At 60.4% G+C, this 22,552-nt stretch carries 22 protein-coding genes and 4 pseudogenes; 9 read left to right on the top strand and 17 right to left on the bottom strand.

Annotated features, from left to right (window positions below; all coding sequences use genetic code 11):
• Positions 1–17: 17 nt before the first annotated feature.
• The 5 genes from PSH81_RS12455 to PSH81_RS12480 all read right to left on the bottom strand — a co-directional run bounded on the left by PSH81_RS12455 (position 18) and on the right by PSH81_RS12480 (position 4,343).
• Complete coding sequence (locus PSH81_RS12455; RefSeq protein ID WP_226457062.1) at positions 18–938, bottom strand: ABC transporter six-transmembrane domain-containing protein; 921 nt, start codon at positions 936–938, stop codon at positions 18–20.
• Positions 911–1,303: a hypothetical protein gene (locus PSH81_RS12460; RefSeq protein ID WP_226457063.1), complete on the bottom strand. Its 393-nt coding sequence runs from the start codon at positions 1,301–1,303 to the stop codon at positions 911–913. The genes PSH81_RS12455 and PSH81_RS12460 overlap by 28 nt, the downstream gene beginning before the upstream one ends.
• Before the next feature lie 249 nt (positions 1,304–1,552).
• Positions 1,553–2,629, bottom strand: a complete 1,077-nt coding sequence (locus PSH81_RS12470) for an ATP-binding protein (RefSeq protein ID WP_226457064.1) — start codon at positions 2,627–2,629, stop codon at positions 1,553–1,555.
• Positions 2,626–3,372 carry a response regulator gene (locus tag PSH81_RS12475; RefSeq protein ID WP_305392640.1) on the bottom strand — a complete coding sequence of 249 codons (747 nt, stop codon included), beginning with the start codon at positions 3,370–3,372 and terminating at the stop codon, positions 2,626–2,628. Before PSH81_RS12475 ends, PSH81_RS12470 begins: the two co-directional genes overlap by 4 nt.
• Positions 3,373–3,527: 155 nt before the next feature.
• On the bottom strand, positions 3,528–4,343 hold the full coding sequence (locus PSH81_RS12480) for a helix-turn-helix domain-containing protein (RefSeq protein ID WP_192300964.1): 816 nt from the start codon (positions 4,341–4,343) through the stop codon (positions 3,528–3,530).
• 186 nt (positions 4,344–4,529) lie between these two features.
• On the opposite strand from PSH81_RS12480, the gene PSH81_RS12485 reads away from it, so the two are divergent.
• Genes PSH81_RS12485 through PSH81_RS12500 form a run of 4 tightly spaced genes read left to right on the top strand, consistent with a single transcriptional unit; the run spans position 4,530 to position 8,345 of the window.
• A complete protein-coding gene (locus tag PSH81_RS12485; protein WP_192300963.1) occupies positions 4,530–5,669 on the top strand; it encodes a tyramine oxidase subunit B in 1,140 nt (379 codons plus the stop codon).
• A gap of 34 nt (positions 5,670–5,703) precedes the next feature.
• Positions 5,704–6,126 carry a RidA family protein gene (locus tag PSH81_RS12490; protein ID WP_226457067.1) on the top strand — a complete coding sequence of 141 codons (423 nt, stop codon included), beginning with the start codon at positions 5,704–5,706 and terminating at the stop codon, positions 6,124–6,126.
• A gap of 60 nt (positions 6,127–6,186) precedes the next feature.
• Positions 6,187–7,479: an FAD-binding oxidoreductase gene (locus tag PSH81_RS12495; protein ID WP_226457068.1), complete on the top strand. Its 1,293-nt coding sequence runs from the start codon at positions 6,187–6,189 to the stop codon at positions 7,477–7,479.
• 17 nt (positions 7,480–7,496) lie between these two features.
• A complete protein-coding gene (locus PSH81_RS12500) occupies positions 7,497–8,345 on the top strand; it encodes an alpha/beta fold hydrolase (RefSeq protein WP_305392641.1) in 849 nt (282 codons plus the stop codon).
• 128 nt (positions 8,346–8,473) lie between these two features.
• Here the strand turns inward: PSH81_RS12500 and PSH81_RS12505 are convergent.
• The 12 genes and pseudogenes from PSH81_RS12505 to PSH81_RS12555 all read right to left on the bottom strand — a co-directional run.
• Positions 8,474–8,974: pseudogene (locus PSH81_RS12505) on the bottom strand (zinc-binding dehydrogenase); the annotation flags it as partial.
• A 13-nt stretch (positions 8,975–8,987) separates the two neighbouring features.
• Positions 8,988–9,260 (bottom strand): AraC family transcriptional regulator ligand-binding domain-containing protein, encoded by a 273-nt coding sequence (locus tag PSH81_RS12510; RefSeq protein WP_305392642.1) that lies wholly within the window; start codon positions 9,258–9,260, stop codon positions 8,988–8,990.
• Positions 9,261–9,316: 56 nt separating this feature from the next.
• Positions 9,317–9,892 carry a TetR/AcrR family transcriptional regulator gene (locus PSH81_RS12515; RefSeq protein ID WP_305392772.1) on the bottom strand — a complete coding sequence of 192 codons (576 nt, stop codon included), beginning with the start codon at positions 9,890–9,892 and terminating at the stop codon, positions 9,317–9,319.
• A gap of 11 nt (positions 9,893–9,903) precedes the next feature.
• Positions 9,904–11,544 (bottom strand): AMP-binding protein, encoded by a 1,641-nt coding sequence (locus tag PSH81_RS12520; protein ID WP_305392643.1) that lies wholly within the window; start codon positions 11,542–11,544, stop codon positions 9,904–9,906.
• Between the two features lie 90 nt (positions 11,545–11,634).
• A pseudogene (locus PSH81_RS27540) lies at positions 11,635–11,904 on the bottom strand (methyl-accepting chemotaxis protein); the annotation flags it as partial.
• Positions 11,905–11,952: 48 nt separating this feature from the next.
• Positions 11,953–12,903 (bottom strand): annotated as a pseudogene (locus tag PSH81_RS12525) (PAS domain-containing protein); the annotation flags it as partial.
• A 28-nt stretch (positions 12,904–12,931) separates the two neighbouring features.
• The gene (locus PSH81_RS12530; protein WP_305392645.1) at positions 12,932–14,182 is read right to left on the bottom strand and encodes a GTP-binding protein; all 1,251 of its coding nucleotides are present in this window, start codon (positions 14,180–14,182) and stop codon (positions 12,932–12,934) included.
• The gene (gene nthB, locus PSH81_RS12535; RefSeq protein WP_305392646.1) at positions 14,179–14,841 is read right to left on the bottom strand and encodes a nitrile hydratase subunit beta; all 663 of its coding nucleotides are present in this window, start codon (positions 14,839–14,841) and stop codon (positions 14,179–14,181) included. Before nthB ends, PSH81_RS12530 begins: the two co-directional genes overlap by 4 nt.
• Positions 14,842–14,882: 41 nt before the next feature.
• Positions 14,883–15,485: a nitrile hydratase subunit alpha gene (gene nthA / locus PSH81_RS12540; protein ID WP_305392647.1), complete on the bottom strand. Its 603-nt coding sequence runs from the start codon at positions 15,483–15,485 to the stop codon at positions 14,883–14,885.
• An 80-nt stretch (positions 15,486–15,565) separates the two neighbouring features.
• Positions 15,566–17,080, bottom strand: a complete 1,515-nt coding sequence (locus tag PSH81_RS12545) for an amidase (RefSeq protein WP_305392648.1) — start codon at positions 17,078–17,080, stop codon at positions 15,566–15,568.
• 117 nt (positions 17,081–17,197) lie between these two features.
• Positions 17,198–18,067, bottom strand: coding sequence for a transporter (locus tag PSH81_RS12550; RefSeq protein WP_305392649.1), 870 nt, complete (start codon positions 18,065–18,067; stop codon positions 17,198–17,200).
• Positions 18,064–19,131 (bottom strand): phenylacetaldoxime dehydratase family protein, encoded by a 1,068-nt coding sequence (locus PSH81_RS12555; protein ID WP_226457076.1) that lies wholly within the window; start codon positions 19,129–19,131, stop codon positions 18,064–18,066. The genes PSH81_RS12550 and PSH81_RS12555 overlap by 4 nt, the downstream gene beginning before the upstream one ends.
• 544 nt (positions 19,132–19,675) lie before the next feature.
• Here PSH81_RS12555 and PSH81_RS12560 point away from each other — a divergent pair.
• The 5 genes and pseudogenes from PSH81_RS12560 to PSH81_RS12580 all read left to right on the top strand — a co-directional run bounded on the left by PSH81_RS12560 (position 19,676) and on the right by PSH81_RS12580 (position 22,547).
• Complete coding sequence (locus PSH81_RS12560; RefSeq protein ID WP_226457077.1) at positions 19,676–20,611, top strand: helix-turn-helix domain-containing protein; 936 nt, start codon at positions 19,676–19,678, stop codon at positions 20,609–20,611.
• A gap of 288 nt (positions 20,612–20,899) precedes the next feature.
• Positions 20,900–21,031, top strand: a pseudogene (locus PSH81_RS12565) (3-hydroxyacyl-CoA dehydrogenase family protein); the annotation flags it as partial.
• A gap of 76 nt (positions 21,032–21,107) precedes the next feature.
• Positions 21,108–21,314 (top strand): TetR/AcrR family transcriptional regulator, encoded by a 207-nt coding sequence (locus PSH81_RS12570; protein ID WP_305392773.1) that lies wholly within the window; start codon positions 21,108–21,110, stop codon positions 21,312–21,314.
• Positions 21,283–21,534 carry a hypothetical protein gene (locus PSH81_RS12575; RefSeq protein WP_305392815.1) on the top strand — a complete coding sequence of 84 codons (252 nt, stop codon included), beginning with the start codon at positions 21,283–21,285 and terminating at the stop codon, positions 21,532–21,534. Before PSH81_RS12570 ends, PSH81_RS12575 begins: the two co-directional genes overlap by 32 nt.
• A 293-nt stretch (positions 21,535–21,827) precedes the next feature.
• On the top strand, positions 21,828–22,547 hold the full coding sequence (locus PSH81_RS12580; RefSeq protein WP_305392650.1) for a LuxR C-terminal-related transcriptional regulator: 720 nt from the start codon (positions 21,828–21,830) through the stop codon (positions 22,545–22,547).
• Positions 22,548–22,552: the final 5 nt, after the last annotated feature.

Below are 22,552 nucleotides of genomic sequence, written 5' to 3' on the forward strand. Positions count from 1 at the left end.
GGCGCTGTAGCGTGGGCTCAGTGAGTGGTGCCGCCCAGCCCGGGGTCAACGCGCTTGCCGATGTCCTTGAGCCTGGCCAACTGGTCGACCATGCCAGGGGCCTCATCCAGGCAACTGACAAACGTCCATAAATACGTCATCACCGCGTAGATGTGCCCGGCCTTGACCGCAGGTGACAGGGCGAGTTGGGTGATGGCGAGCACAAACAGCAACGCCGCGAGTACCCCGATGGTCAGGAAGGCGATGGCCTCGCGGTCCGACAGCCCGATGCGCAAGCGCGACAGTACCCGGTAGTGGCGGCGCAGGGTGTGGGCGCCGACCTGTTCCACCAGGCTGATTTCCTTCTCCAGGCGGTTGTTCAGGCGCTCGTGCAACTGCTCGTTGCGCCGGGCGAAGCCGGGCAGCACGGTAAGGCACAGCCCCAGGGCCAACAGGCAGCCCAGGCCGACCCACGGTTCGATCACCAGCAGCATGGCCGCTGCGCCGATGATGGACACCAGCGCGGTGGCCATGATCGGCACGTGCTTCTCGAAAAAGTCCACGAAGTCCCGCGCCAGCACCACCCGCGCCGCGGCCTTGGAAGTGCTGTGGCGTTGCAGGCGCTGGTTGAGGATCACCGGCACCGCGAGGTCGGCATAGATACGTGTAAAGGTGCGGGTGTCCAGAGCCCGCCGGGCCGCGCCCACCACCCAGAACCCCAGCACCACCAGGGCATAGAACAGCGCGTTGGCAGTATCGCCACGGATAATCGCGTCCACGGCGAACCCGGCGAAGAGTGGGTAGGCAAGCAGCAGCGCGTTCTCCAACGCCACCAGCGACAAGGTGGCAAACAACTTGCCGGGGTAGGCCCTGGCGATGGCCTTGAGGGTTTGGCTGGCGGATTGTTGACCGATGTTGTGGCTGTGCTCGATCACTCTTTGTGGTGTGGCGGAGGGCATGGGGCACCTGTGTGCAGCGCAGTGGGGGGACGCAATGAGTCGGTATACAGACCGCGAGTGATGTCGAGCAGATAACGGGCTTCCTCGGTCATCAGCAGCAGGTCGATCTGCATTTCGTCGATGACGATCTCGAGGACGATCAACAGGCAGATCGCCGGTGCGGTGAACAGCCAGTGGGCATAGGACTGGGTGAACAGCGACGCGCTCACCCCAAGCACCCACAGCACCATCACCAGGCGCGGCGCCTGTTTTTGCAGGGGGATCCAGAAGCGCTGCAACTTTCTGAGCCTGGCGCTATAGAACTTTACCGAGTCTTCCAGTTGGGCCAGGTCAATCAGGTTTCGACTGCGATAGTTGAGGGGCATAGGTGCAATCCGCGTGTGAATCACAAGGGTCGGTTGGCGTAGTCAAGGCGCCCGCAGGCAACGCCCGGTTCAACCAGGCGAGCTTGACTTCGTTGACTTGTACCCACTTGCCGTTCTGTGGCATCCCTTCGCAGCTCTTGAAAGCGATACAGCGTCCGTGTGTGTCCAGCAAGGCAAAGTGGCGATAGGGTGTGGCTCTATAGAAACCAAACATAGAGAGGCGCATGCCTTCACCTGGGCCGGTTGAGTTCAGAGGTCAGTGGGATGGTCGGGCCAGCTCAGTTCGAACAACGTGCCGCCGCTCGCCAGGTTGCGGCAGGTCACGCTGCCGCCATGGGCCAGGGCAATCGCACGCACCACGGCCAGCCCCAGCCCGCTGCCACCCTGGGCGCGCGAGCGAGAACTTTCGCCGCGCTGGAACGGGTCGAAAATGTGCGCGACGAAGGCTTCATCGATTCCCGGGCCTTCGTCCGCGACACTCAAGGTGTTGAGGCCGTCCCTGCTGTCCAGGCGCACGATGACGTTGCCGGGCGTGGCATGCCGCCGCAGGTTGTCGAGCAGGGCCAGCAAGGCCTGGCGGATGCGCGCCGGGTCGCAGTGCACGGGGTGCTTGAGCAGGTCCAGGTGCAGGGTAAAGCCACTGGCGTTCAGGCCAGGCTCGAACAGTTGCGCGTCGGCCTCGATTTCCTCGGCCAGGTCGGCGTGCTGGATGTGCACTTCCAGGTAGCCGTTGTCCGCCAGGCCGACCACACGCAGGTCTTCGATCAGGCGCGTCAGGCCCTCGACCTGGGTGAGCAAGCTGTAGAACTGGGCCTTGTCCGGCTCGAACACACCTTCGGCCAGGCCCTGCAAGCGGCCACGCAAGATGGTCAGCGGGGTGCGCAGTTCGTGGGCGATGGCGGCGTTCCAGAACGACTGTTCTTCAGCCATGCGTTGCAGGCGCTTGGCCATACTGTTGAAGTCATCCACCAACACGGCGGTCTCTCCCAATGAAAGGTCGGGCGCAACGGCCCGCGCATCGAGGTCGCCGTCGGCCAGCCGGCGCAGGCTGGCGGCGACGGAGTTCAAGGGCATGAGAATGCGCCGGGACAGCTTGATCGCGACCACGGCACCCACTGCCAGGCTGATGCAGGTGATCAAGCCCATCCATGCCCATTCCATGCCGGTGGGCAGCCACTCATCGACGTCAAGGTCCGACGGCGGCCAGAACGTCCACAGCACCGCGTAGAACACGTAGGAGCCAACCACCGCGAGGGCAATCACGCACAGCACCACGGCCGACATCGACACAATGATCTGCCGGCTCAACCCGTTGACGACCTTCATGTGTGGCTCCCGAATCGGTAGCCGACGCCACGGATGCTGGTGGGTACGCCCTGCACGCCGAGGTCTTCGATTTTTCGCCGCAACTTGCTGATGTGGCTGTCGACCGTGCGTTCCAGGCTGTCACTCTCGGGGGCGCACAGGGCCAGCAGTTCGGCGCGGCTGAACACGCGCTTGGGCGCCTTGGCCAGTTGCGCCAACAGGCGGAACTCCGTGACGGTCAGGTGCAGCGGGTGCTTGTCGGCACCGACCTGCACGTTGACTGCATGGTTGTCGATGTCGATCTCGAACGCCTGCACGCGCAGCACGCGCTGGCCGCTGCCGTAGCCGTGATCGATGCTGCGGCGCAGCACGGCCTGGGTCCTGGCGACCACTTCTGCCGGGTTGAACGGTTTGACGATGTAGTCGTCGGCACCGATGCGCAGGCCCAGCAGTTTGTCCATGTCCTGGTCTTGCGCGGTGAGCATGATCACCGGGGTGTTGCCGCGGTGGCGGATCTCGGCGAGGACCATCCAGCCATCCAGCTGCGGCATCAGTACATCGAGCAGCACCAGGTCGGGCTTGAGTGTCTGGTGCAGTTCCAGGGCACGGCGCCCGTCTAGCGCATGGGCGGTCTGGAAGCCGCTGCGCTTGAGGTAGGCGGCGAGGATGTCGGCAATTTCCGGCTCGTCTTCGGCGATCAGCACCAAGGCCTGGTGTTTGCCGGTGGAGTCCTGGGGTGTCGGTGCAAGCGGCGATTCAGTCATGGCAGGCTCGGGTCTGGGTCAGGTGCACTGGGATCGTCGCAGTATGACGAATCATCCAAGGGCAACGAAGGCCAGTGTGCACCCCGAGCGTGCGCTTTCATGGGAGGTTTTGTGGAGAAACGATGGAGACGCGAATTTATTTTGTCGGCGCGTGATCAGGCGTAGCTGATGCGGTCGGTGTAGGCGTTCTGCAGCATTTGGCGCTGGTAGTCGCAGGGCGTGGTGCTGACCAGTTTCTTGAAGTCGCGCAGGAAGTGCGACTGATCGGAAAAACCCAGGTCCAGGGCCAGTTCGCAGAACGATACATCGGGCTGGGTGTTGAGGGTTTCAAGCGCGGCCTGGCAGCGGATGATCCGGCAGAACGCCTTGGGCGACAGGCCGGTGTCCTGGCTGAACTGGCGGTGCAGGGTGCGGCTGGTGTAGCCGCTGAGGTCTTCGAGTTGCCTGATGCGGATCGCCCCGCGATGACGCAAGGCTTGCTGAATGACCATGCGCGTCAGCGGCGACGTGCGCCCCATCAACTGGGGGGCCAGGTAGTCGTTGAACAGGCGCATCTGTTCGCCCAGTTGCGGGGCCTGCACGATGTTGTCGAAGATGCGCCGGGCAAACCGCGAGACCTCCAGCAGGTCGAGTTCGCGCTCGGTCAACTCTTCAGCCAGCACATTGATGAAGCCGGGGATGACGCCGGGGGCAAAGCGCACGCCGAAGTAGTGGTGGTTCTGGTTCAACTCGACGGCCTGGGCCGCCAGTGGCGTGCCGCAGATCTTGGCGCTGGGGCGGGTGGCGTCGCAGTCGAAGACAATGTCCACGCAACCATCCGGCACCGCCAGCACCTCAGTGGTTTGCGCCACATCGAAGGCATAGAAATGCGAGATCGCCGGGTGTTCGGAAGGCATCACCGAATACCGTGAGGAGTTGAGGACGAACCAGGGCTGTTCGTTTGCCGTGTGGTGCCGTGGAGTCGGAGTCATGTGTGCACTGTCGATAGGCTGCGAGGCGGGATTTATCACGCATGATTCGCGCCAACTACTGCGGTGACACGGGCCCTGGCGTGTCCGAAATTTACAATACGGCGCGCAAGTGCCCCTCGATACTCGACGTCGACAGCGTGGAGCTGCGCCTATCGCAGCGATCTCACTTGCGGCCCGAGAATGACTATGTCTACTTCCACAAAAATCGACTTTATCTACCTCTCCGAGCAGGACATGATCCGTGCCGGCGTCACGGACATGCCGGCCTGCGTGAATACCATGGAAGAGATGTTCGGCTTGCTCTATGCCGGCGATTACCGCATGGCCGGGCCGAACAATGACTCCCACGGGGCGATGGTGGTCTTTCCCAAGGATTCGCCATTCCCGAACATGCCCAAGCCCACGGCGGACCGGCGCATGATGGCGATGCCCGCCTACCTGGGCGGCAGCTTCGGCACGGCCGGCGTGAAATGGTACGGCTCGAATATCGCCAACCGCGACAAGGGCCTGCCGCGTTCGATTCTGATGTTCACCCTCAATGACCCCGATACCGGCGCGCCGTTGGCGCATATGTCGGCCAACTTGCTGTCGGCGTATCGCACCGGCGCGATCCCCGGCGTTGGTGCGCGGCACCTGGCGCGCAAGGCGGCGAGGGTGGTGGGGTTGCTCGGCCCGGGGGTGATGGGTAAGACCACCTTGTCGGCGTTCATTGCGGTGTGCCCGCAGATCGATACGTTGAAAATCAAAGGCCGTGGCCAGAAGAGCCTGGATGATTTTATTGCCTGGGTGAGGGCGACCTACCCACAAATCACCTCGATCAGCGTGGTCGACACCCTGGAAGCGGTGGTTCGCGACTCGGACCTTGTTACTTATTGTAGCTCCGGCGAGACGGGCGACCCCTCGATCTACCCAATTGTGCGGCGCGAGTGGGTCAAGCCGGGCGCGTTCCTGGCGATGCCGGCGGCGTGCTCCCTGGATGACGGCATGGAGCAACCCGACGTGCGCAAGGTGCTGGACAACACCGGCCTGTACCAAGCCTGGTTTGACGAGCTGCCCAAGCCCGCGCACCACAACGTGCCGGTGATTGGCGTGCGCTTCATGGACATGATCGCCGAAGGCAAGCTGCGCCTCGAAGACGTCGAAGACATCGGCAAGATCATCGCCGGTGCTGCGCCCGGCCGCCGGAACGATGAGGAAATCATCATCATGTCGGTGGGCGGCATGCCTGTCGAAGACGTGGCCTGGGGCACGGTGGTGTACCGCAACGCGATTGAAAAAGGCATCGGCGTGACCTTGAACCTGTGGGACACCCCGGTGCTGCGCTAAGCCACCCGACACTTACTCTGAAGAGGCATTCGACATGACAAAAATCATCAAGCTCAAGACCGGCTCCCCCTTCGAAGAAATGGGCAGCTATTCACGCCTGGTGGTCGTGGACAACTGGATCTACGTGTCCAACACCGCCGGCCGCAACCCGCAGACCAAGCTGATCCCGGAGGATGTGCTGGAGCAGACCCATCAGGTCTTCGCCAACATCGAAACCGCCCTGGCAGCGGTGCAGGCGAGCCTGGCGGATGTGGTGTGTTCACGGGTGTTCATCCAGGACCCCAAGGACGTCCCGGCGGTGATGGGCCTGATCGGCGAAAAGTTTCGCGGCGTCGATCCGGCCAGCACGGTGACGTGCCCGCCGCTGGGCTCGACGGTCTACAAGGTCGAGCTGGAAGTGACGGCGTATCGCAACGCCGCCAAGGCACAGGTTGAAGTGATCCGCCTGGCGCCATGACCGTCACGCGGCCGCGCAGCACGGCGGCCGCTTTTATTTGCCTATCACCGAGTCTTGAGCATGGCACCGACTATCGCGCCCGTGAACACCTCCACCGCGTTTCCCGCCAGCACCAGCGTGGTCATTATCGGCGGCGGGATTATTGGCCTGACCGCCGCGCTGACCCTGGCCGAACGCAATATCGCCGTGGTGGTCCTGGAAAAAGGCCGCATCGCCGCCGAGCAGTCGTCGCGCAACCTTGGCTGGGTGCGCAAGACCAGCCGCCATGCGGCCGACATTCCCCTGGCCCTGGCCGCCGACCGCTTGTGGGCGCAGATGCCCGAGCGGGTCGGCGCGGACGTCGGCTACCGCCAGGAGGGCATTATGTTTGTCGGGCGGACCCCGGCGCAGATGGCGATGCATGAAGGATGGCTCAAGTCGGTGGAGCACCTGTCGCTGGATTCGCGCCTGCTCAGCAAACGTGAAATCGACGCATTGGTGCCGGGTGGCGTAGGCGACTGGGCCGGCGGCATCTACACGCCGTCCGACGCGCGTGCCGAGCCGACCCTGGCCAGCAGCGCGATCGCCAAGGCTGCCATGGCGAAAGGGGTGGTGATCATCGAGCAATGTGCGGTACGTACGCTGCAGATGTCCGCCGGGATTGTCAGCGGGGTGGTCACCGAGCGCGGTGAAATCCGTTGTGATCACGTGCTGCTGGCGGGGGGCATGTGGTCGCGGCGTTTCCTCGGCAACCAGGGCGTGGCGTTGCCGACCTTGCCGCTGACCTGCTCGGTACTGCGCACCCACCCCATGGAAGGCCCGACGCAGATTGCGGTCGGCGCGCCGGATTTTTCGTTTCGCAAGCACAAGGACGGCGGCTTCATCATCACCCAGCGCGGCAAGCTGGACGCGTTCCTGACCCTGGATCACCTGTTGCTCGCCAAGCCATACATGCCGCAGTTTCGCGCACAGCGCCATGTGCTGAACGTGTCGCTGGGCAAGCCTTTTCTGGACGATCTGAAACTTGCAAGGCGTTGGCGCGCCGACAGTGTCAGCCCGTTCGAGCGGGTGAGGGTGCAGGACCCGGCGGCCAACCCGCGCCTCAACGGTGACGCGATGAACAACCTGATCGCCGCCTGGCCGGTGTTCGAACAGGCGCGAATCGCCCAGGCGTGGGCGGGCACCATCGACGTCACGCCGGACTCCAACCCCGTGATCGGGCCGGTCGCGCAGATCCCCGGGCTGACCGTAGCCACGGGTTTTTCCGGGCACGGCTTTGGTACCTCACCGGCGGCGGGCCACCTCGCGGCGGACCTTGTCAGCGGGGACACGCCGATCATTGATCCAAGCCCGTATCGTTTCGATCGTTTCTGACGCAAAGGAATCAACCCATGGCTTCTGACAGCTGTTTTTTCACCAATCGTTCAGGCCTGCGCCTGCACTTCGTGCACTGGGGCGATTCGAGCGGCGTGCCGCTGGTTCTGCTGCATGGCTTGCGGGCCTACGCACAGACCTGGGAATCGCTGGTGCAGTCCCTGGGAACCGGTTACTGCATTTACGCCCTGGACCAACGTGGGCGCGGTTTAAGCGACTGGGCCGCACCAGAGACCTACCACACGCAATCCTATGTGGAAGACCTTGAGGACCTGGTGGCTCATCTGGGATTGGGGCGTTTCGTCTTGCTGGGGCATTCCTTGGGGGGAGCCAACGCCCTTGAATATGCACGGCAAAACCCGGGGCGGTTGATGGGGTTGATGATCGAAGACATCGGCCCCGGCTCTTCAACCCAAGGTGATGGTGCCGCACGTATTCGCCGCGAGATGAGCCAGACGCCGTTGCAGTTCGGCAACTGGGAACTGGCCCGTGCCTTCTGGCAGGCGTCGCGCCCAGGCCTGTCGGAGCAGGGCCTGGCCTCACGGCTCGCGCACTCGATGAAAGACAGTGGCACAGGGGTCACCTGGCGGCATGATCAGCAAGGCATTGCCAAGGCCCGCCTGAGCATCGAACCGACAGATTTGTGGCCCGCCGTACGCGCCCTGGACTGCCCGACCCTGTTCATTCGCGGCGGCCGCTCGGACTTCCTGCCGGCCGCGACGCTTGAGGCCATGACTGCCTGCAATCCGCACATCAGAACGGTGGAGGTCGCGGACGCGAGTCACTATGTGCATGACGATCAGGGGGAGGTGTTCAATGGTTTGGTTGCAGGCTTCTTGAAGGGCCTGGGGGCTGGGGGGCGCTAGTCAGCATGGCGGTCGCGGTTGTCCTTTCTTCAAGAGGCTTCTTGGTTCGTTGAACGGCTCTGCAGCCCAAGACGATCAACTGAATCGCCCCGGGTTTCGTAGACACCTCATTGCCTGAAACAATGCTGTCAATTATTGACGTTAACCACAACCCGTCCGCGTACTTCGCCGGCGAGCAGTTGCTCTGCCGTCTGAACAACCGCGCCCAAACCAATCTCTCGCGTTACTTCTTTTAAGATAGAGATATCAAGATCTCGTACCAGACGATCCCAAGCTGCGATCCGATCTCTTCGCGGACGCATCACACTGTCGATACCAGCCAGTGTCACCCCACGCAAAATGAAGGGGGCAACGCTGGCAGGTAAGTCCATCCCTTGTGCGAGTCCGCATGCCGCAACGGTGCCTCCATAACAGGTGCTGGCACATACGTTGGCCAGCGTATGGCTACCAACCGAATCAATCGCGCCTGCCCATCGTTCTTTGGCAAGTGGGCGACCTGGCCCGCTTAAGACTGAGCGATCAATGATCTCCGAGGCGCCAAGCCTCTTTAGGTAATCAGATTCTTCAAGACGACCAGTTGAAGCCACGACGGTGTAGCCCAAGCCAGCGAGGAGGGCGATAGCAAAAGAAACGTTGCGCTTTTCATGCGTGAGACCCCTCGTTTTTATTTTTGTGGGAAACCGTCATCTCCAGTAGCTCAACGACTTGTCGATTGCTTAGCGCATCGTGGGTGCCGATGGGGGTATTGGCCCAGTGATTGGCACAGATAAATAGATTGTTCTTGCGATCAAAGTGCACCGGGCGTCTAAACAAGTGTTCATAGTGATCGGCGTAGGCGGGCCTTGGGTAACTCAGTTCGATCGACGATGGGCTGAAGGTCGGGCCCGCCAGCGCGCGGGCGATATTCAGCAGCATCCCGAAGGTGAGCTCACTGATGAATTCGGATGGTTTTCAGATCTTGGTACGCGCACTCAGGGTAGGGAGTTGATGGCTCGTAATACCGCATCAGCGATGGTTTTGGTGATGATTTGGCGCTGAGCGTCATCGATTGTCGGGCTTAACCAGGTAGGCAGGCTGTTCAGCATGGGGACAATGGCGATGAGTGCATTCTCGCGCAACGGCCCGCCAGGCTGATGGCCTAGTTGGCCGATCACCTTAATGAGTTCTGACTCATAGGCACGTCTCAGTTGCTCGACGCTTGCCTGCATCGGGGCGCCCAGGCAATTGGCGTCCATGACCGCTAACTTGAAGTGCCCGGTCATGTGGGCATGCAATTGAAGATGGCCCTCGATCAGTTTTGCCACGCGTTGCGCAGGCGTCAATCTTCGCGTCTTGATCAGATCAACGTGCGACAACAACGCCTGATACAGCTCCATCAGCCATTCAAAGAGCATTGCCTCCTTGCTTTCTACATGGTGATAAATCGCTCCAGGGCTAATGCCAACGTGCGCCGCTAGTTCACGCATGCTGACCTGGCCGAAACTACGCTCCTTGAACAATTCCAGGGCTCTGCGCTGAAACTCCGACCGGCTTATCACCGGAGTCATCCGCCCCTGGGTCATGTGTCGAGTGCCTGCTGTTTGGCAATTTCCTGGTTGCGCAGAATGAACCGCTGCAACTTGCCACTGGGTGTCTTGGGCAGTTGTTCGACGAACTCGATTTCCCGTGGGTACGCATGTGCAGCCAGGCGCTGGCGGACATGCAGGCGCAGGATTTCAGCCAACTCGGCACTTGGCGGGTACTGAGTGTTCAGCACGACAAACGCCTTGATCAGCTCGGTGCGTTGCGGGTCGGGTTTGCCGATCACGGCGGCTTCGACAACAGCCGGGTGTTCGATGAGCGCACTTTCAACATCGAAAGGCCCGACACGGTAGCCGGACGTGGTGATCACGTCGTCGTTGCGCCCGACGAAGCTGATACTGGCGTCATGATTAAGCTCAACGATATCGCCGCTCAAATAATAGCGGTCGACAAAGGCCTTGGTGGGCATGCCGAAGTAGCCGTTGAACCAGCACAGGGGTGAGCACTCGCGGTCCACCGCCAGTACGCCGGGCTGGCCCGTCGGTAATTCCCGTTGCGCATCATCCAGCACAACAATGCGGTACCCCGGCACCGCATAGCCTGCCGAGCCTTCACGGATAGGGTGTTTTAAGCCGTGGTGATTGCACAGCACCATGCCGATTTCAGTCTGGCCGTAGTGGTCGTGAATGACCACGCCGAGCTGTTCGGCAAACCATCGGATGACTTGCGGGTTGAGCGGTTCACCAGCGCTGCTGACCACACGCAGTTGGCCACGCACGGCGTCGGCGAACTCGGCTCCCGCCGCGATCAGCAAGCGATAGGCCGTGGGCGAGCCGGCCAGATTGGTGATCGCATACTTGGCGATGATCCGGCAGGTAGTGTCCACCGTGAACGGGCCATCATAGAACAGCGTGGCACGGCCACAGGCCAACGGGCCGGTGACTGCGTAATACAAACCGTAGGCCCAGCCAGGGTCGGCGAGGTTCCAGAAATGGTCTTCCTCGCGCAGGTCGATGGCGTCCCGCACATAGCCCTTGAAGGCCAGGATGGCGCTTAAAGGCACTTCCAACGGCTTGGCCGGCCCAGTGGTTCCCGAAGTACACATCAGCAGGAAAGGTGCGTTGGCGTCCAGTAACGTTGGTGTGCATTCAGCCTGTTGACGTTCCATTGTGCTCCAGAAGTCGTAATCGCTCGGGTGCTTTACGGCCCCGTCGGTCACGATGATGGGCGGGCAGTCGGTGACTTCGTCCAGCTTGGGGCGATTGAGGGCGTCGGTCACGATCCAGCGTGCGTTTGAACAACCCAATCGCTGCTCAATCGCCTTGGGACCGAATGCGGTAAAGAGCGGCTGGTAGACCGCCCCGATGCGCCAAGTGCCCAGAATGGCAATCAACAGTTCCACCGTGCGTGGCATCAGGCCCGCGACACGGTCTCCTGGCCGGACGCCTTGCTCGCGCAGAAAATTGCCGAAGCGCGCGGCGTGCGCCTGCAGTTCGCTGAAAGTGTACTGAGTGGCGCGGCCATCCCGCGTCTCGCAGTACAACGCCACGGCATTCCCGTGGGTGTGTCGGTCGCAACATTCGACGCAGGCGTTCAAGGCAGTCAACTCGCCATGCAAGTCCTGAGTGGCCAGCTGTAGATAGTCGAAAGAGGTCACTGCTGAGTCGTAATCGCGCATAACACACCTGGTTGTTATTGTTGAAATAGGTTCTGTACCCACGCCATCGCGCAGATGTTCAAGGGGCTAGCTGTCCATCATCTCGGCCGCTTGCTGGGTCGCCTGGCTGGTTCGCGTGGCCAGTTTGCGCACTTCGTCGGCGACCACCGCAAACCCGCGCCCGGCATCGCCTGCTCGTGCCGCCTCGATGGCGGCGTTCAGCGCCAGCAGGTTGGTCTGGCTGGCAATGCCCTGAATGGTGGCGACAATCTGCGTCAGCTTGCTGAGGGTTTCCTGCATGACCCGATGCTGTTGTGCCTGCGCCTCGCGCATCGCGGTTTCTTCATGGTGGGCATGGATATCGGTGATGGCGCCCACCACCCTTTGTGGGGAGCCGTCCTGCGCACGACGCGTTTGTCCTCGGCCACGAAACCAGCGATACGTGCCGTTTTTGTGTTTCAGGCGATAGTCCACATCGAACGGTGTCTTGCCGCTTCGATCGTCGACGTGTGCCACAAACGCGCCGATGGCCCGCGCGCTATCCTCGGGATGCAAGCGTGAGGTCCAGCTTTCCAGGGTGTTGGGGAACTCCTCAACCGTGTTGCATCCCAGCAGCCGACGCATTTGCGACGACCACCAAATGGTGTTTTTCGGGTTCGCTGGGTCGCCGGCTACAACCTCGATATCCCATAGCCCGTCATGCAGCATTTCCCGGGAAATTTCGAAACGTGTTGCGGCCAGTTCGAGTGCTTCGTTGTGCAGGTGCTGTTCGTGCACGTCACGAACGGTTCCGCCGATGGCCAGTGGCATGCCTTGCTCGTCGCGTCGCGATAGGCCGCTGACCCTGCACCAGCGATAGTCGTCGCCGGATGCAGGCTTCATGCGCACGTCTAACGTAAACGGTGTTCGCCCGCTGCGGTCGGCGAGATGCTGGTTAAGCGCTTCCAGATGCGCTTGCCGGTCAGCCGCGTGCAACTGTTCGCTCCAACGGCCCAGTTGATCAATGCCCTGGACCTGGATCGACGCAAGCCCCGTCCATTGCATCGCGCATTCCGGCTCGGGGGTAGTGCTTCCCTCCAGCTCCAGCACCCAGAACAGTTCACCCGCGCCTCTGCTGATCAGGGCCCAGTACGCTTCCATTTGGCGCACATGCTGGTCGCGACCGGCCAGGTGCTCCTGCAATTGGGCAACTTCCAAGGCGAGTGCCTGGGTTTGGTCTTTCAGCGCTCGCCGCTCCTGAAGCAGTTGCTCTGCGCCGGCCAAGATGCGGCGTAATATCGGGTTGCTTGACGATAACGGCGTGCTCGTCTGGTCAGGCTGTTCCAGCCTGTCGGCGAGTGGCGCCAACACCCAACGGGTGGTTCGGCTAAAAAAAAGCATGGAACACCTCTATCTCTGTCAAGTCGGATCAGCCCTCGAGGCGGTGCCTGGGACGTGCCGACAGGGTCCGGGCGTCAAAGGCCGTCGCCCCCGCCAAGTTCTGCCAAGTTGACGGACCGCCGGCGATTTCCTCAGCACTCAGCAGGCAATGGTCGAGTTCGCGCTGTAACGCGTGGGTATCGAGGCCTTGGCCGATGAAAACCAACTCTTGTCGGCAATCGCCGACAATGCTGTCCCACTTGGTCATGATGCTTTGCAACCGATACTCATCCCGTGGCCATTGCGACTGCTCGATGAAGTTCCACCAGTGCCCCACATAGTCCCACTGGAATTGTTTGCCGCTCTGCACCAGCAGACCGGTTTCCAGGTGTCGGCTGGCTACCCAGAAGTAACCTTTACTGCGTAACAGGCACCCGTTGTTCCAGGGGCGGCTGAGAAAGTCGAACAAGCGCTGAGGGTGAAAAGGGGCACGCTCGCGGTACACCCAAGACGTCACGCCATAGGCGTCCGACTCGGCGGCCGGTGCGTCTTCAATCTCCATTTTCCTCATCCAACCCGGCGAGGCCGCAAGACTGGGTAAATCAAACAGGTGGGTGCCGAGGATGTTGGATAACCCGACATTACCCTGCGTCATTGGCACAATCCGCGCGGTCGGGTTAAGGCCGGCGAGGATCGCGTGCAGCGCCTGATAGGCTGGTGCGCCGATCAGGTCCAGTTTGTTGACAAGAATGACGTTGGCGTATTCCACCTGCTCAATCAGAAGATCCGCCAGAGGGCGTTTGGGTGCGTCTTCCTGTACGTCGTCGCGGACCACGGTGTCCGGTAACTCCAGCAACGCCTGAAAACGGCTGCCATCGACCACCGTCACCAACGTATCGAGCCGTGCCAATTCGCTGAGGCTGAAACCCTCGGCGTCGAGGAAGGCGAATGTCTCTGCCACCGGCATCGGCTCCGAGATCCCCGTGGACTCGATCAGCAGGTAATCGAAGCGCTGCTGACGTGCCAGGGTACTGATCTGCTCCAGCAAATCAGCGCGTAGCGTGCAGCAGATACAACCATTGCTCATCTCGATCAATTCATCACGACCACGGTGCAGCGATACATCGCGTTGCACCTCTGCGGCATCGATGTTGACCTCACTCATGTCATTGACGATGACCGCCACTCTCAGACCTTCGCGATTGCGCAAGATATGGTTGAGCAGGGTGGTCTTGCCGGCGCCGAGGAAGCCGGAAAGCACGGTCACCGGCAGTCGGCTCGCCTGGGCGCCGTTCATCATGCGTTCACCACTCGACTGCCCTGGGCGTGGTCCAGGTAGCTTTCGAAGAGATCGACCACCACCAAGCCCTCGTCTGCCGCGTCGCCCCACAGATCGAATGTACGGAACTCAACATGGTAGGTTGGCTGATGCGCCGCGCTCGTATCGCCATGGCCAATCGCGTCCGGGAATGGCCATTGTTCGGATGTGCGATGCACCACCACGCCTTGCTTGCCGCGCACGTAGGCTGGCATGCGGGTATGCCCGGCCACATATTCGTCGCGCACGACCACGCGGTCGCCAATCTCAAAGGGGACTCGACCAGTGATAGCCGGGCGACCTTGAGCATGTGCTGGGTTCGCCAGCTTGAAGTGGGAACCCAGCGCCTGGTCGAGATCGGCCTGGGTGATCACACCGGTTTCGACCAGCAGGGTCGCGGTGGCGATGACATAGCGTTCGTAATACTGGGTGCCGACATGTTGGCGAACATCCAGGCGTTCGACGGCATGGCGCACTTCGTCCACGCTGAACTTTTTCAAGTGGTCGGCACCGATAAACATCAGGCTATAGGCCAGGTGCTCCCAGTCCTGCTTGAATACCTGTTTATAGCTCAGGCTATTGATGGTGTGGGGGACTTTGCCAAAGCCTTGGAAACCGCCGAGATCGTGAAAGCCATCCATAATAGAAACTCCGGGAATTGAACGATGATGCGTTGTTTTTCTCAGTCAGCGCGGGGCAGGGCGACACCGATCAGCACGTCTTTGGTCACCAGTGTCTGAAGCTGCTCCTCACTCATGTGCTCGGAGCCTTCAGGCCTTACCGGCAACACCAGATAGCGGCTTTCGGCGCTGGTATCCCAAACCTTGACCACCATGTCGCTCGGCAACTCAGTGCCCAGTTCGCGCAATACGGTGCGTCCTTCCCGGACCAGGCGTGCACGGAACTCAAAGCCCTTGTACCACTCAGGTGGCAGGCCGAGCACCGGCCAGTTGGTGCAGGAGCACAGACTGCAGACAATGACGTTCTTCACCTGCGGCGTATCTTCCAATGCGACGATGTATTCGCCCTGCGGGCCGGTATAACCGAACTGGGCACACGCAGCGGTCCCGTCCTTGAGTAACAGCGCGCGGAACTGCGGATCGACCCAGGCCTTGGCGACCACGCGGGCGCCGTTCTCCGGGCTCCAACCGTGTTCCATCAATTGTGTGAGCTGCTCGACGTAGCCCTCCGGGATGAGCTCTTTGCTTTTGAGTACTTGAAACAATGCCCTGGCCCGTTCGCCGGGCGTTGAAGGGCTCGCAGGTGTGGAAGTGGATGGACTCATTGGTTCTCTCCTATCAGTCAACGCGGTTGGGGTGTGATTGAAACGTACCGGTCTTTCTTATTGTTTTTCAGCTAGGAAACTCAGAGTGTGCGCCAGTCCACCGAGGCTTCAAATGCCGCCGCTGCCTGGTAAATTGTGCCTTCGGCATAGTGCTTGGCCACCAGCATCAACCCGACGGGTAGGCCGTCTACCAGGCCGCACGGGATCGACATGGCCGGATGCCCGGTAATGTCCTGTGGCGCAGTGTTGCCGATCATTTCCAGCGCCCGCGCCACGTATTCGGTGATCGAGCAGCCCGCCGCAGGGTGGGGTTGGGCCGTGATGGGGGTGGTCGGCATCACCAGCAGGTCATAAGTCTGCAGCGCCTTGTCGTAGCCTTGCCGGGCAAAGCGGGAAAGGTTTTGTGCCTTGGCGTAGTAACGTCCGTTGTAGTGGGTCAGGCCGTATTGGCCGACGAACATGCACAGTTTGAGCGACGCGGATAATTGGTCGGCCTGTTCGCGCCAGCCGGCTTGTTTGTCCAGCAAGCCGACGTCGTACAGACCTTTCCAGTTAAAGCCCGCGCCGTTGCCATGCATCATTTGCATGGTCAAGCCTTCGCAACCGATGGGGTGCCACAGCGAACCAGCCAGGTTGTGTTCGGGAATGGATACCGGCTCGACGTGCGCGCCCAATGCCTCAAGGCGGGCGATGGCCTCGCGCACTTTGTCGGCCACGCGGGGATCTTGGTTGGCCAGCGCGAAGCCTTCCTGCAACACGCCGATTCGGAGGTCGCTGACGCCCCGCTCGAGGTAGCGGCAATACTCATCGACTTGAGGCGCCGCTTGGCGTGGGTCGAGCCCATCCGAGCCGGCCATGGCCTGCAACATCAGTGCGTTGTCGCGCACGTTGGCGGTGATGGGGCCGACATGATCGATAGTGGCTTCAATCGCCATGATGCCGGTGTAGGGCACCAGGCCGTGGGTTGGCTTCATGCCGTAGGTCCCGCAAAAGGCCGACGGGATACGTATGGACCCGCCCTGATCACCGCCCACGGCGATGTCCACCTCGCCGGCGGCGACCAATGCCGCACTGCCCGATGATGAGCCGCCAGCGGCATAACCGTGGCGATGTGGGTTGTGCACTGGGGCAGGGTCAGATGTGTGGCTGCCGCCTGACAGACAGTAGTGTTCGCACGTGGCTTTGCCGAGGATGGTTGCGCCGGCATCGAGCAATCGCGTAACCACGGTGGCATCAAAACCCGGCACAAAACCTTCCAGCGGTGCGGCGCCGTTCATCATGGGCACGCCAGCCAAGGAGACGTTGTCTTTGAGCGCGACGGTTTTGCCCGCCAGCAGGCCGTCACGGGCGCCATTCACTTCAGTCCGGTAGTACCAGGCATTCAGCGGATTTTCTTTGTTCGAGGGACGATAGCCCGCACTGCGGTCGTAACGTATGGGCGGCACGAAATCACATAGCTCGTCGACCAGGTCGTAGGCATCGAAACTCGGTTGCATCAGATCCAGGTAGGACGCCGCCTGCTCGTGGGTCAATTGCATGTTCAACTGGGCCGCGATGGCGACCAACTGATCACGTGTGGGACGAATAATGGCCATGATTTTCCTGTCTTTTATCAATTCAGTCCGGGAAGCAATAGAGGCCAAATTAGGCGTCTATCACCGTATTCGCATGGTTGAGCAGGACACTCATTTGGCTGAAAAGGACACCGGGACTCAGAACACTTTCAACACGCGCAGATTCAGGCGCGCACCTTCCTTGAAGCCTTGCTCCACCTCGATGTCCTTGCCGAGCTGAGCCTGGATCTGCAGGGTGGGGTCGATGAAGTGAGTGACCGTGAAACGGGCGTAGGACGTCGAGACACCGTCGTGCTGGTCAACGCCATCCACAGTGGTCGCAGCCCCGCTGACATAGCCTGCGCCGAGTGCAAACGTGGTGCTTGGCGTCCAGTTGTAGCGCACGGCTGCCTGGTACTCGTAGCGCGTGTTTTCTTCGAGTTTTGCGCGGGTGGGGCCGTAGTCGTTATTGGTCGAGACCCAGGACACGTCGGCGACGGTGTCCAGCGCCCACTGCGGTGAGAAGTGGTGGATGTAGGCCGCTTGCAACGTCGCCCGCCAGCGGTTCTCGCCCAGGTTCAACGCATCGTTTTTGTTGTAGCTGCCGACGGGGATGTACAGGTAAGGGGCGAGGGCAAACACATCTTTGTTTGCCGTGGGTAATGTCCACTTGAGTGGGGCGGTGATAATCGGATCACCCACGCCATGGCTGTCGCCCAAAGCACCGACATCGCCGGAGGCGTTCATGTAGCCGAACGGCAGCAAAATCTGCGGCTCCCATGAAAGGTTCTCGGAAAGACCTATCGCATGGATGTAACGCAGGATGCCCAAGTCGGAGCTGAGCTTGGCGTTGTCGGAGGTCCGATGGCCGTTCTGATAGAGATCGGACCTGTCGGCATGCTGGTAGTAAAACAGTACGGCATCGGCGCCTGCGGGCAGCGGTTCGAAATCCCCCGGCGATACTTCAAGGGCCTGGCTTTTGGCAAACGGCAACATTCCCAGCGCAAGTAGGACTCGACTGAATTTCATGGCCGTTCTCCTTGCGCGGCAGCCGCATCGCGCAACATCCCGGTGTGCGGATGGCAGTTGATGTACTCGAAAATCTGGCTCTTGGCGTCCGACACGGACACTTCGTGGTAGAGCCGCAACTTCTTCAAGCCCGCAGCCACGCGAAAGAACGTCACGAAAATACGCAGGTGGGTCGGGTGGGATTCGGCCCAACGTTCGAGTTTCTCCACCGAGCGCCAGTGACCGATGTTGTAGCTGACGTCGAGAAAGTTGCCGTCCAGGTCGATATTGCGCACGAACCGGTTGCTGTAGCAGCCCAGCGGTTGGCCGTTGTCACGCAGGAAGTCCATGCCGTCTTGCAAGGTAGGCAGGATCTCGTCGAGGTACAGCGAGCGTTCGTCCGCCTCGGCGTCTGCCCAGTCCTGGCCGGAACGAATCAATGTGAGGTTGTCATGCCCCAGTACCACAACCCTTCCGCCTTTGGCTGGATTACCGGCGATCACTTGCAGCTCACTTGTAGGCTTCATCCAGTCGGTCTGGGAGATCGGAAAACGGTCGCGCATCGAGCCCCAGTAACCGTGCTCTTCGATTTCGCCACTGGTTGCATCCATGACCGCGCCGACGCCGGGCAGGTTGTCTTGGAAGGCATACAGCGTCTCGAACTGCTCGGCGCGCGGTGCGCTGATTTCACGGAAATAGCCAAGGCCGTCGTTGAGCCTATCCGGTGAAGTCCACCAGTCGTTCACCGGTGCGCTGCGCAACCAGCGGCAGTGGGCAGCCGGGTCTTTCCAGTAGCCGACGACAATCAAGTTATCAAAGCCGCTGCTGTCGGTGTGGTGGGTCAAATCGTGGGTCTGAGGGCCATCGGCCAGGTCGAAACTGCCTACGATGTGACGCATGGCCAGGAGTGCCGCTTCGCGCTGCGCCTCGCCTTGATACTGCACGCCGACGTAGGCCATCACCACTTGTTCCAACTGCTCGTCGGCGCGCGCAACCCACATCGGGAACGGAGGTTGATACTCGTCCGGCACACGGCGGGACAGGCTGCGTGAGCATTTGAGATGTGTGTCGATTGCAGATTCCATATTTAGCTCCTCGTTATTTTGGTTCAGGCCTACGGTTGGGCTTTAGCGCTTTGCCGACGCACTGCGTTTGGCGATCTGCCGTCGGTGCAGCAGCTTCATGGCTCCCCACTCAATCAACCAGCAAGCCGACTCTTCTGGTGCAAGATCGCGCCTGTGCAGAAGCCAGGAGGAATCAGCCAATCGTTGTGAACAGTGTCGATGCATGGCGTGCCTCATCAGCGGGGTATGAGCTGCTGTGAGGTCGAAATTAGGCGTGACGGCGAGGAGCCGCTTGGTTCGTCAAGACAACCGCTTGGTTGGAAAAGACAACACCAGAAGGGACCATCACCGGTGATCGGCGTTGGTGCGCCAATGTCTAAAGCTCAGCCTTCTGTGCCTCTTATTGGGGACGATGAGAGTACTGACATCCACACTTGGACGCAGGGTGGGGGCGAGATGAGTAGGCGAGGGCGACAGAAAGTGCTTGGCCTGTTAATTGCTAGCGCCGACAAGCCGGTTACACCTTTTCCAGCTCTTACTGCATCGCTGTACCGAGGTCAGTGTCATGAACCCAAGCACCCAGTATTCGACCCTTACCGTTGCCGCACCCCGTCGCTTTGATTACTGGAAAGAAGTGGTCTGCCGCCATTGCCTGGCGGCCGATAGCAAACCGTTGTCCCAGAGCAGTTTCGATGGCGCGCTCGCGATCAATACTTTAGGCAGTCTGGACATCTGTTCACTGTCATCGCCACTGCATTATTGGGAGCGCTCCGAGCGGCATCTGCGTAGCGGTCCGGCTGAAGATCTATGGTTGGGTTTTGCCCGAAACGGCCACGGCCAAATTGAACAGGGCGGAAGAAAAGCCAGCTTGGCCGTTGGCAATTTGTTTCTTTATGACGCAACTCAAGCGTTTCGATTCAGCTTGGGTGGTACCGAAAACCACCTGATCCGTATTCCGCGAGCATTGCTGACCGAACGCCTGCCACGTATTGCCGAGTACACCGCGATGGTCCTCGACGATCGACGGCCTGGCGTGATCCCGTTGCGGGAAATGTTACGCCAGGCGGCGAGTACGCCTGCGTCGTTGCAGGATGAACGCATCTCAACGCGCTATTCAGAGGCGTTGCTCGATCTTCTGGTCATCAGCCTGGAACTTCAGGACCTCAAGACCACTCACCAAGAGCTGGACCTCTACGGCCGCATCATGCAGTACATCCAACGGCACCTGACCGAGCCGGACCTGTCCATTGAGGTCATCGCCCAGGCTCACAATGTGTCCACCCGCACCGTTACGCGCGCCTTTGCGCGGTACCAGAAAACCCCCGTGGCAGAGATTTGGAAAGAGCGCCTGAATGCCAGTCGCGAAGCGATTGAACGCGGCCAGGTACGCAGTGTGTCCGAGGCAGCGCTGGACTTCGGGTTTTCTGACTTCTCCCATTTCAGCCATGCGTTTCGCAAGGCGTTTGGTGTGGCGCCGAATACGCTTTTACGCCGTAATTGAAACTGCCGGGTTTGTAAAGTAGACGTGAAGATGGGGGCTCACAGAGATGGGCAAGTCGAAGCGCCCTAAATGCCGCTCTTCTTGCTGCTCGCGTTCTTCCTTGCCGGTCTCCACCCTGGCTTGCAGGGTGGCGTCGGTACCCTACAATCTGTCCTACCAGCCTTATAGACTCTCAGGGTCGCCAAAAAACATTTTGACTTGGCTCTAGAACGCTGGTTTCAGAGCTTAAAATTGAAGCTATGCCCCCATTTTTGCCCCCAATTGCAACGGCTGTGCTGGCGATCGTGAATGGCGATTCTCCAGTCGCTTTACGACGGCTTCGGCGATAGCAAGTATCGCCCTGCGAGCCTGCTTCGAGAGTTGGTCGCGGCGGGGGATCAGGGGCGCAAAACCGGGCGGGGCGTTTATGACTACGGTTGATCGCGGTGTGCGCTTGGCCAGCCACCGTGAACAGGCCGTCGAACTCTTCGCGCGCAAAGGCTTTGCGCGGGAGCGTATGTGCGAGTTGACTACGTGTATGGGCTTGTCGCCAGGCTTGTTGTATCACCACTACCCAAGTAAACGGCATCTCTTGCTGGATATTTTGGATGAGTTTTACGAGGAACTGCTGGCTGCGCTGTCGTTGGTATTTCGCCGTGGCGCTTACAACATTAGCGCGGTTGTCTGTGCTCATGTGCAACTGCATCAGAAGTTGCCCAGGTAATTCTGCGCTGCGTGGCCAATATGAGGCACAACTGCTGGAATTGCTTGAGCGTCCCCGGCCGCACGGCCGAGCGGCTAGTTTCGGCGGCATCATCGCGTCATTGCTGGGCAGTGTGCATGCGTGGTTTAGCGCGCAACGTCTGGAACACGGCGCCACCGCCAGGTCGCTGGAAGTGGCGTTGGTGGGGGCGATTGAGCGGTTACTGGGGCAGCCTGCGTGACTGATGTGGTACACCGAAAGACGTTACCGAGTATGCTCACCAGTGGGTCTTTCCGACCCATTTGAACTCGACGACCTTTCCATTCTGCCGTGCACCGCTCTATGAGCATTGCCACGACCGGGTAGCTGTACCGCTTTGTATTTACGGCGGCGTTTGAGCAACTCTCCAAGCAACAGGCTCGGAGCCTTTTCAGTCTGAAAAAACCCTATGGCTAAAGTACTCTACCGCTTAAATCAAGCGTTTCAGGCCCAAAAATTGCTCTAGCTTTCGAGTTCAACAACCGGAGCATGCCCATGCAAGCCAACCCAATGGACATGACGAGTGCCGAACTCGATCTTTTTGCACAAATCATTTGGCGACTGCGCACTGGAGGTGCCGGGGATGAAGTTCGTCAGCAAGTCCTCGGTGATGTGACCCAATTACTCCGTGCAGATTTTGGTGCTTCTTACCTGTGGGACAGTTCGCGGGTTCGATCTACGCGCTGTGCTGCCGTCAATATAGATACGCGGATGCTCAGGGCGTACGACGAACATATTCACGTTAAGGACAGCGTCACCCCAATGCTCAGAGCCCGGCAACACGCCACCTGTGTCGATGACGTCATTGATCGTCGAACCCTGGAGCGCAGCGAGCACTACGGCGATTTTCTCAAACCCTGTGGCATGCACCACGGGGTGAATGTGTTCTTCTTCAACCAAGGCAAGGACGTGGGCGATCTGCGCATCTGGCGCAGCGCCCGGCAGCCTCAGTTCGGTGGGCGCGAACTTTCACTGCTGAATACCCTGACACCTTATTTTCAAAAAGCTCTTGCGGTCGAATCGCCTCTTGGTGGTGCGCTGAGCCCGCGGGAACGTGCCGTTGTCGAGCACGTTGCCGAAGGTCGGAGCGACAAGGAAATTGCCCGCCTTATGTCCATCAGTTTCACCACGGTGCGCACTCACCTGAAGAACGCGATGCTCAAGACCGGTTCAAGCAATCGCACCGAACTGGCCATGCGGGCGGGGCTTCGTTGAGCTGA

Source organism: Pseudomonas sp. FP2335, assembly GCF_030687535.1.
Lineage (GTDB): Bacteria > Pseudomonadota > Gammaproteobacteria > Pseudomonadales > Pseudomonadaceae > Aquipseudomonas.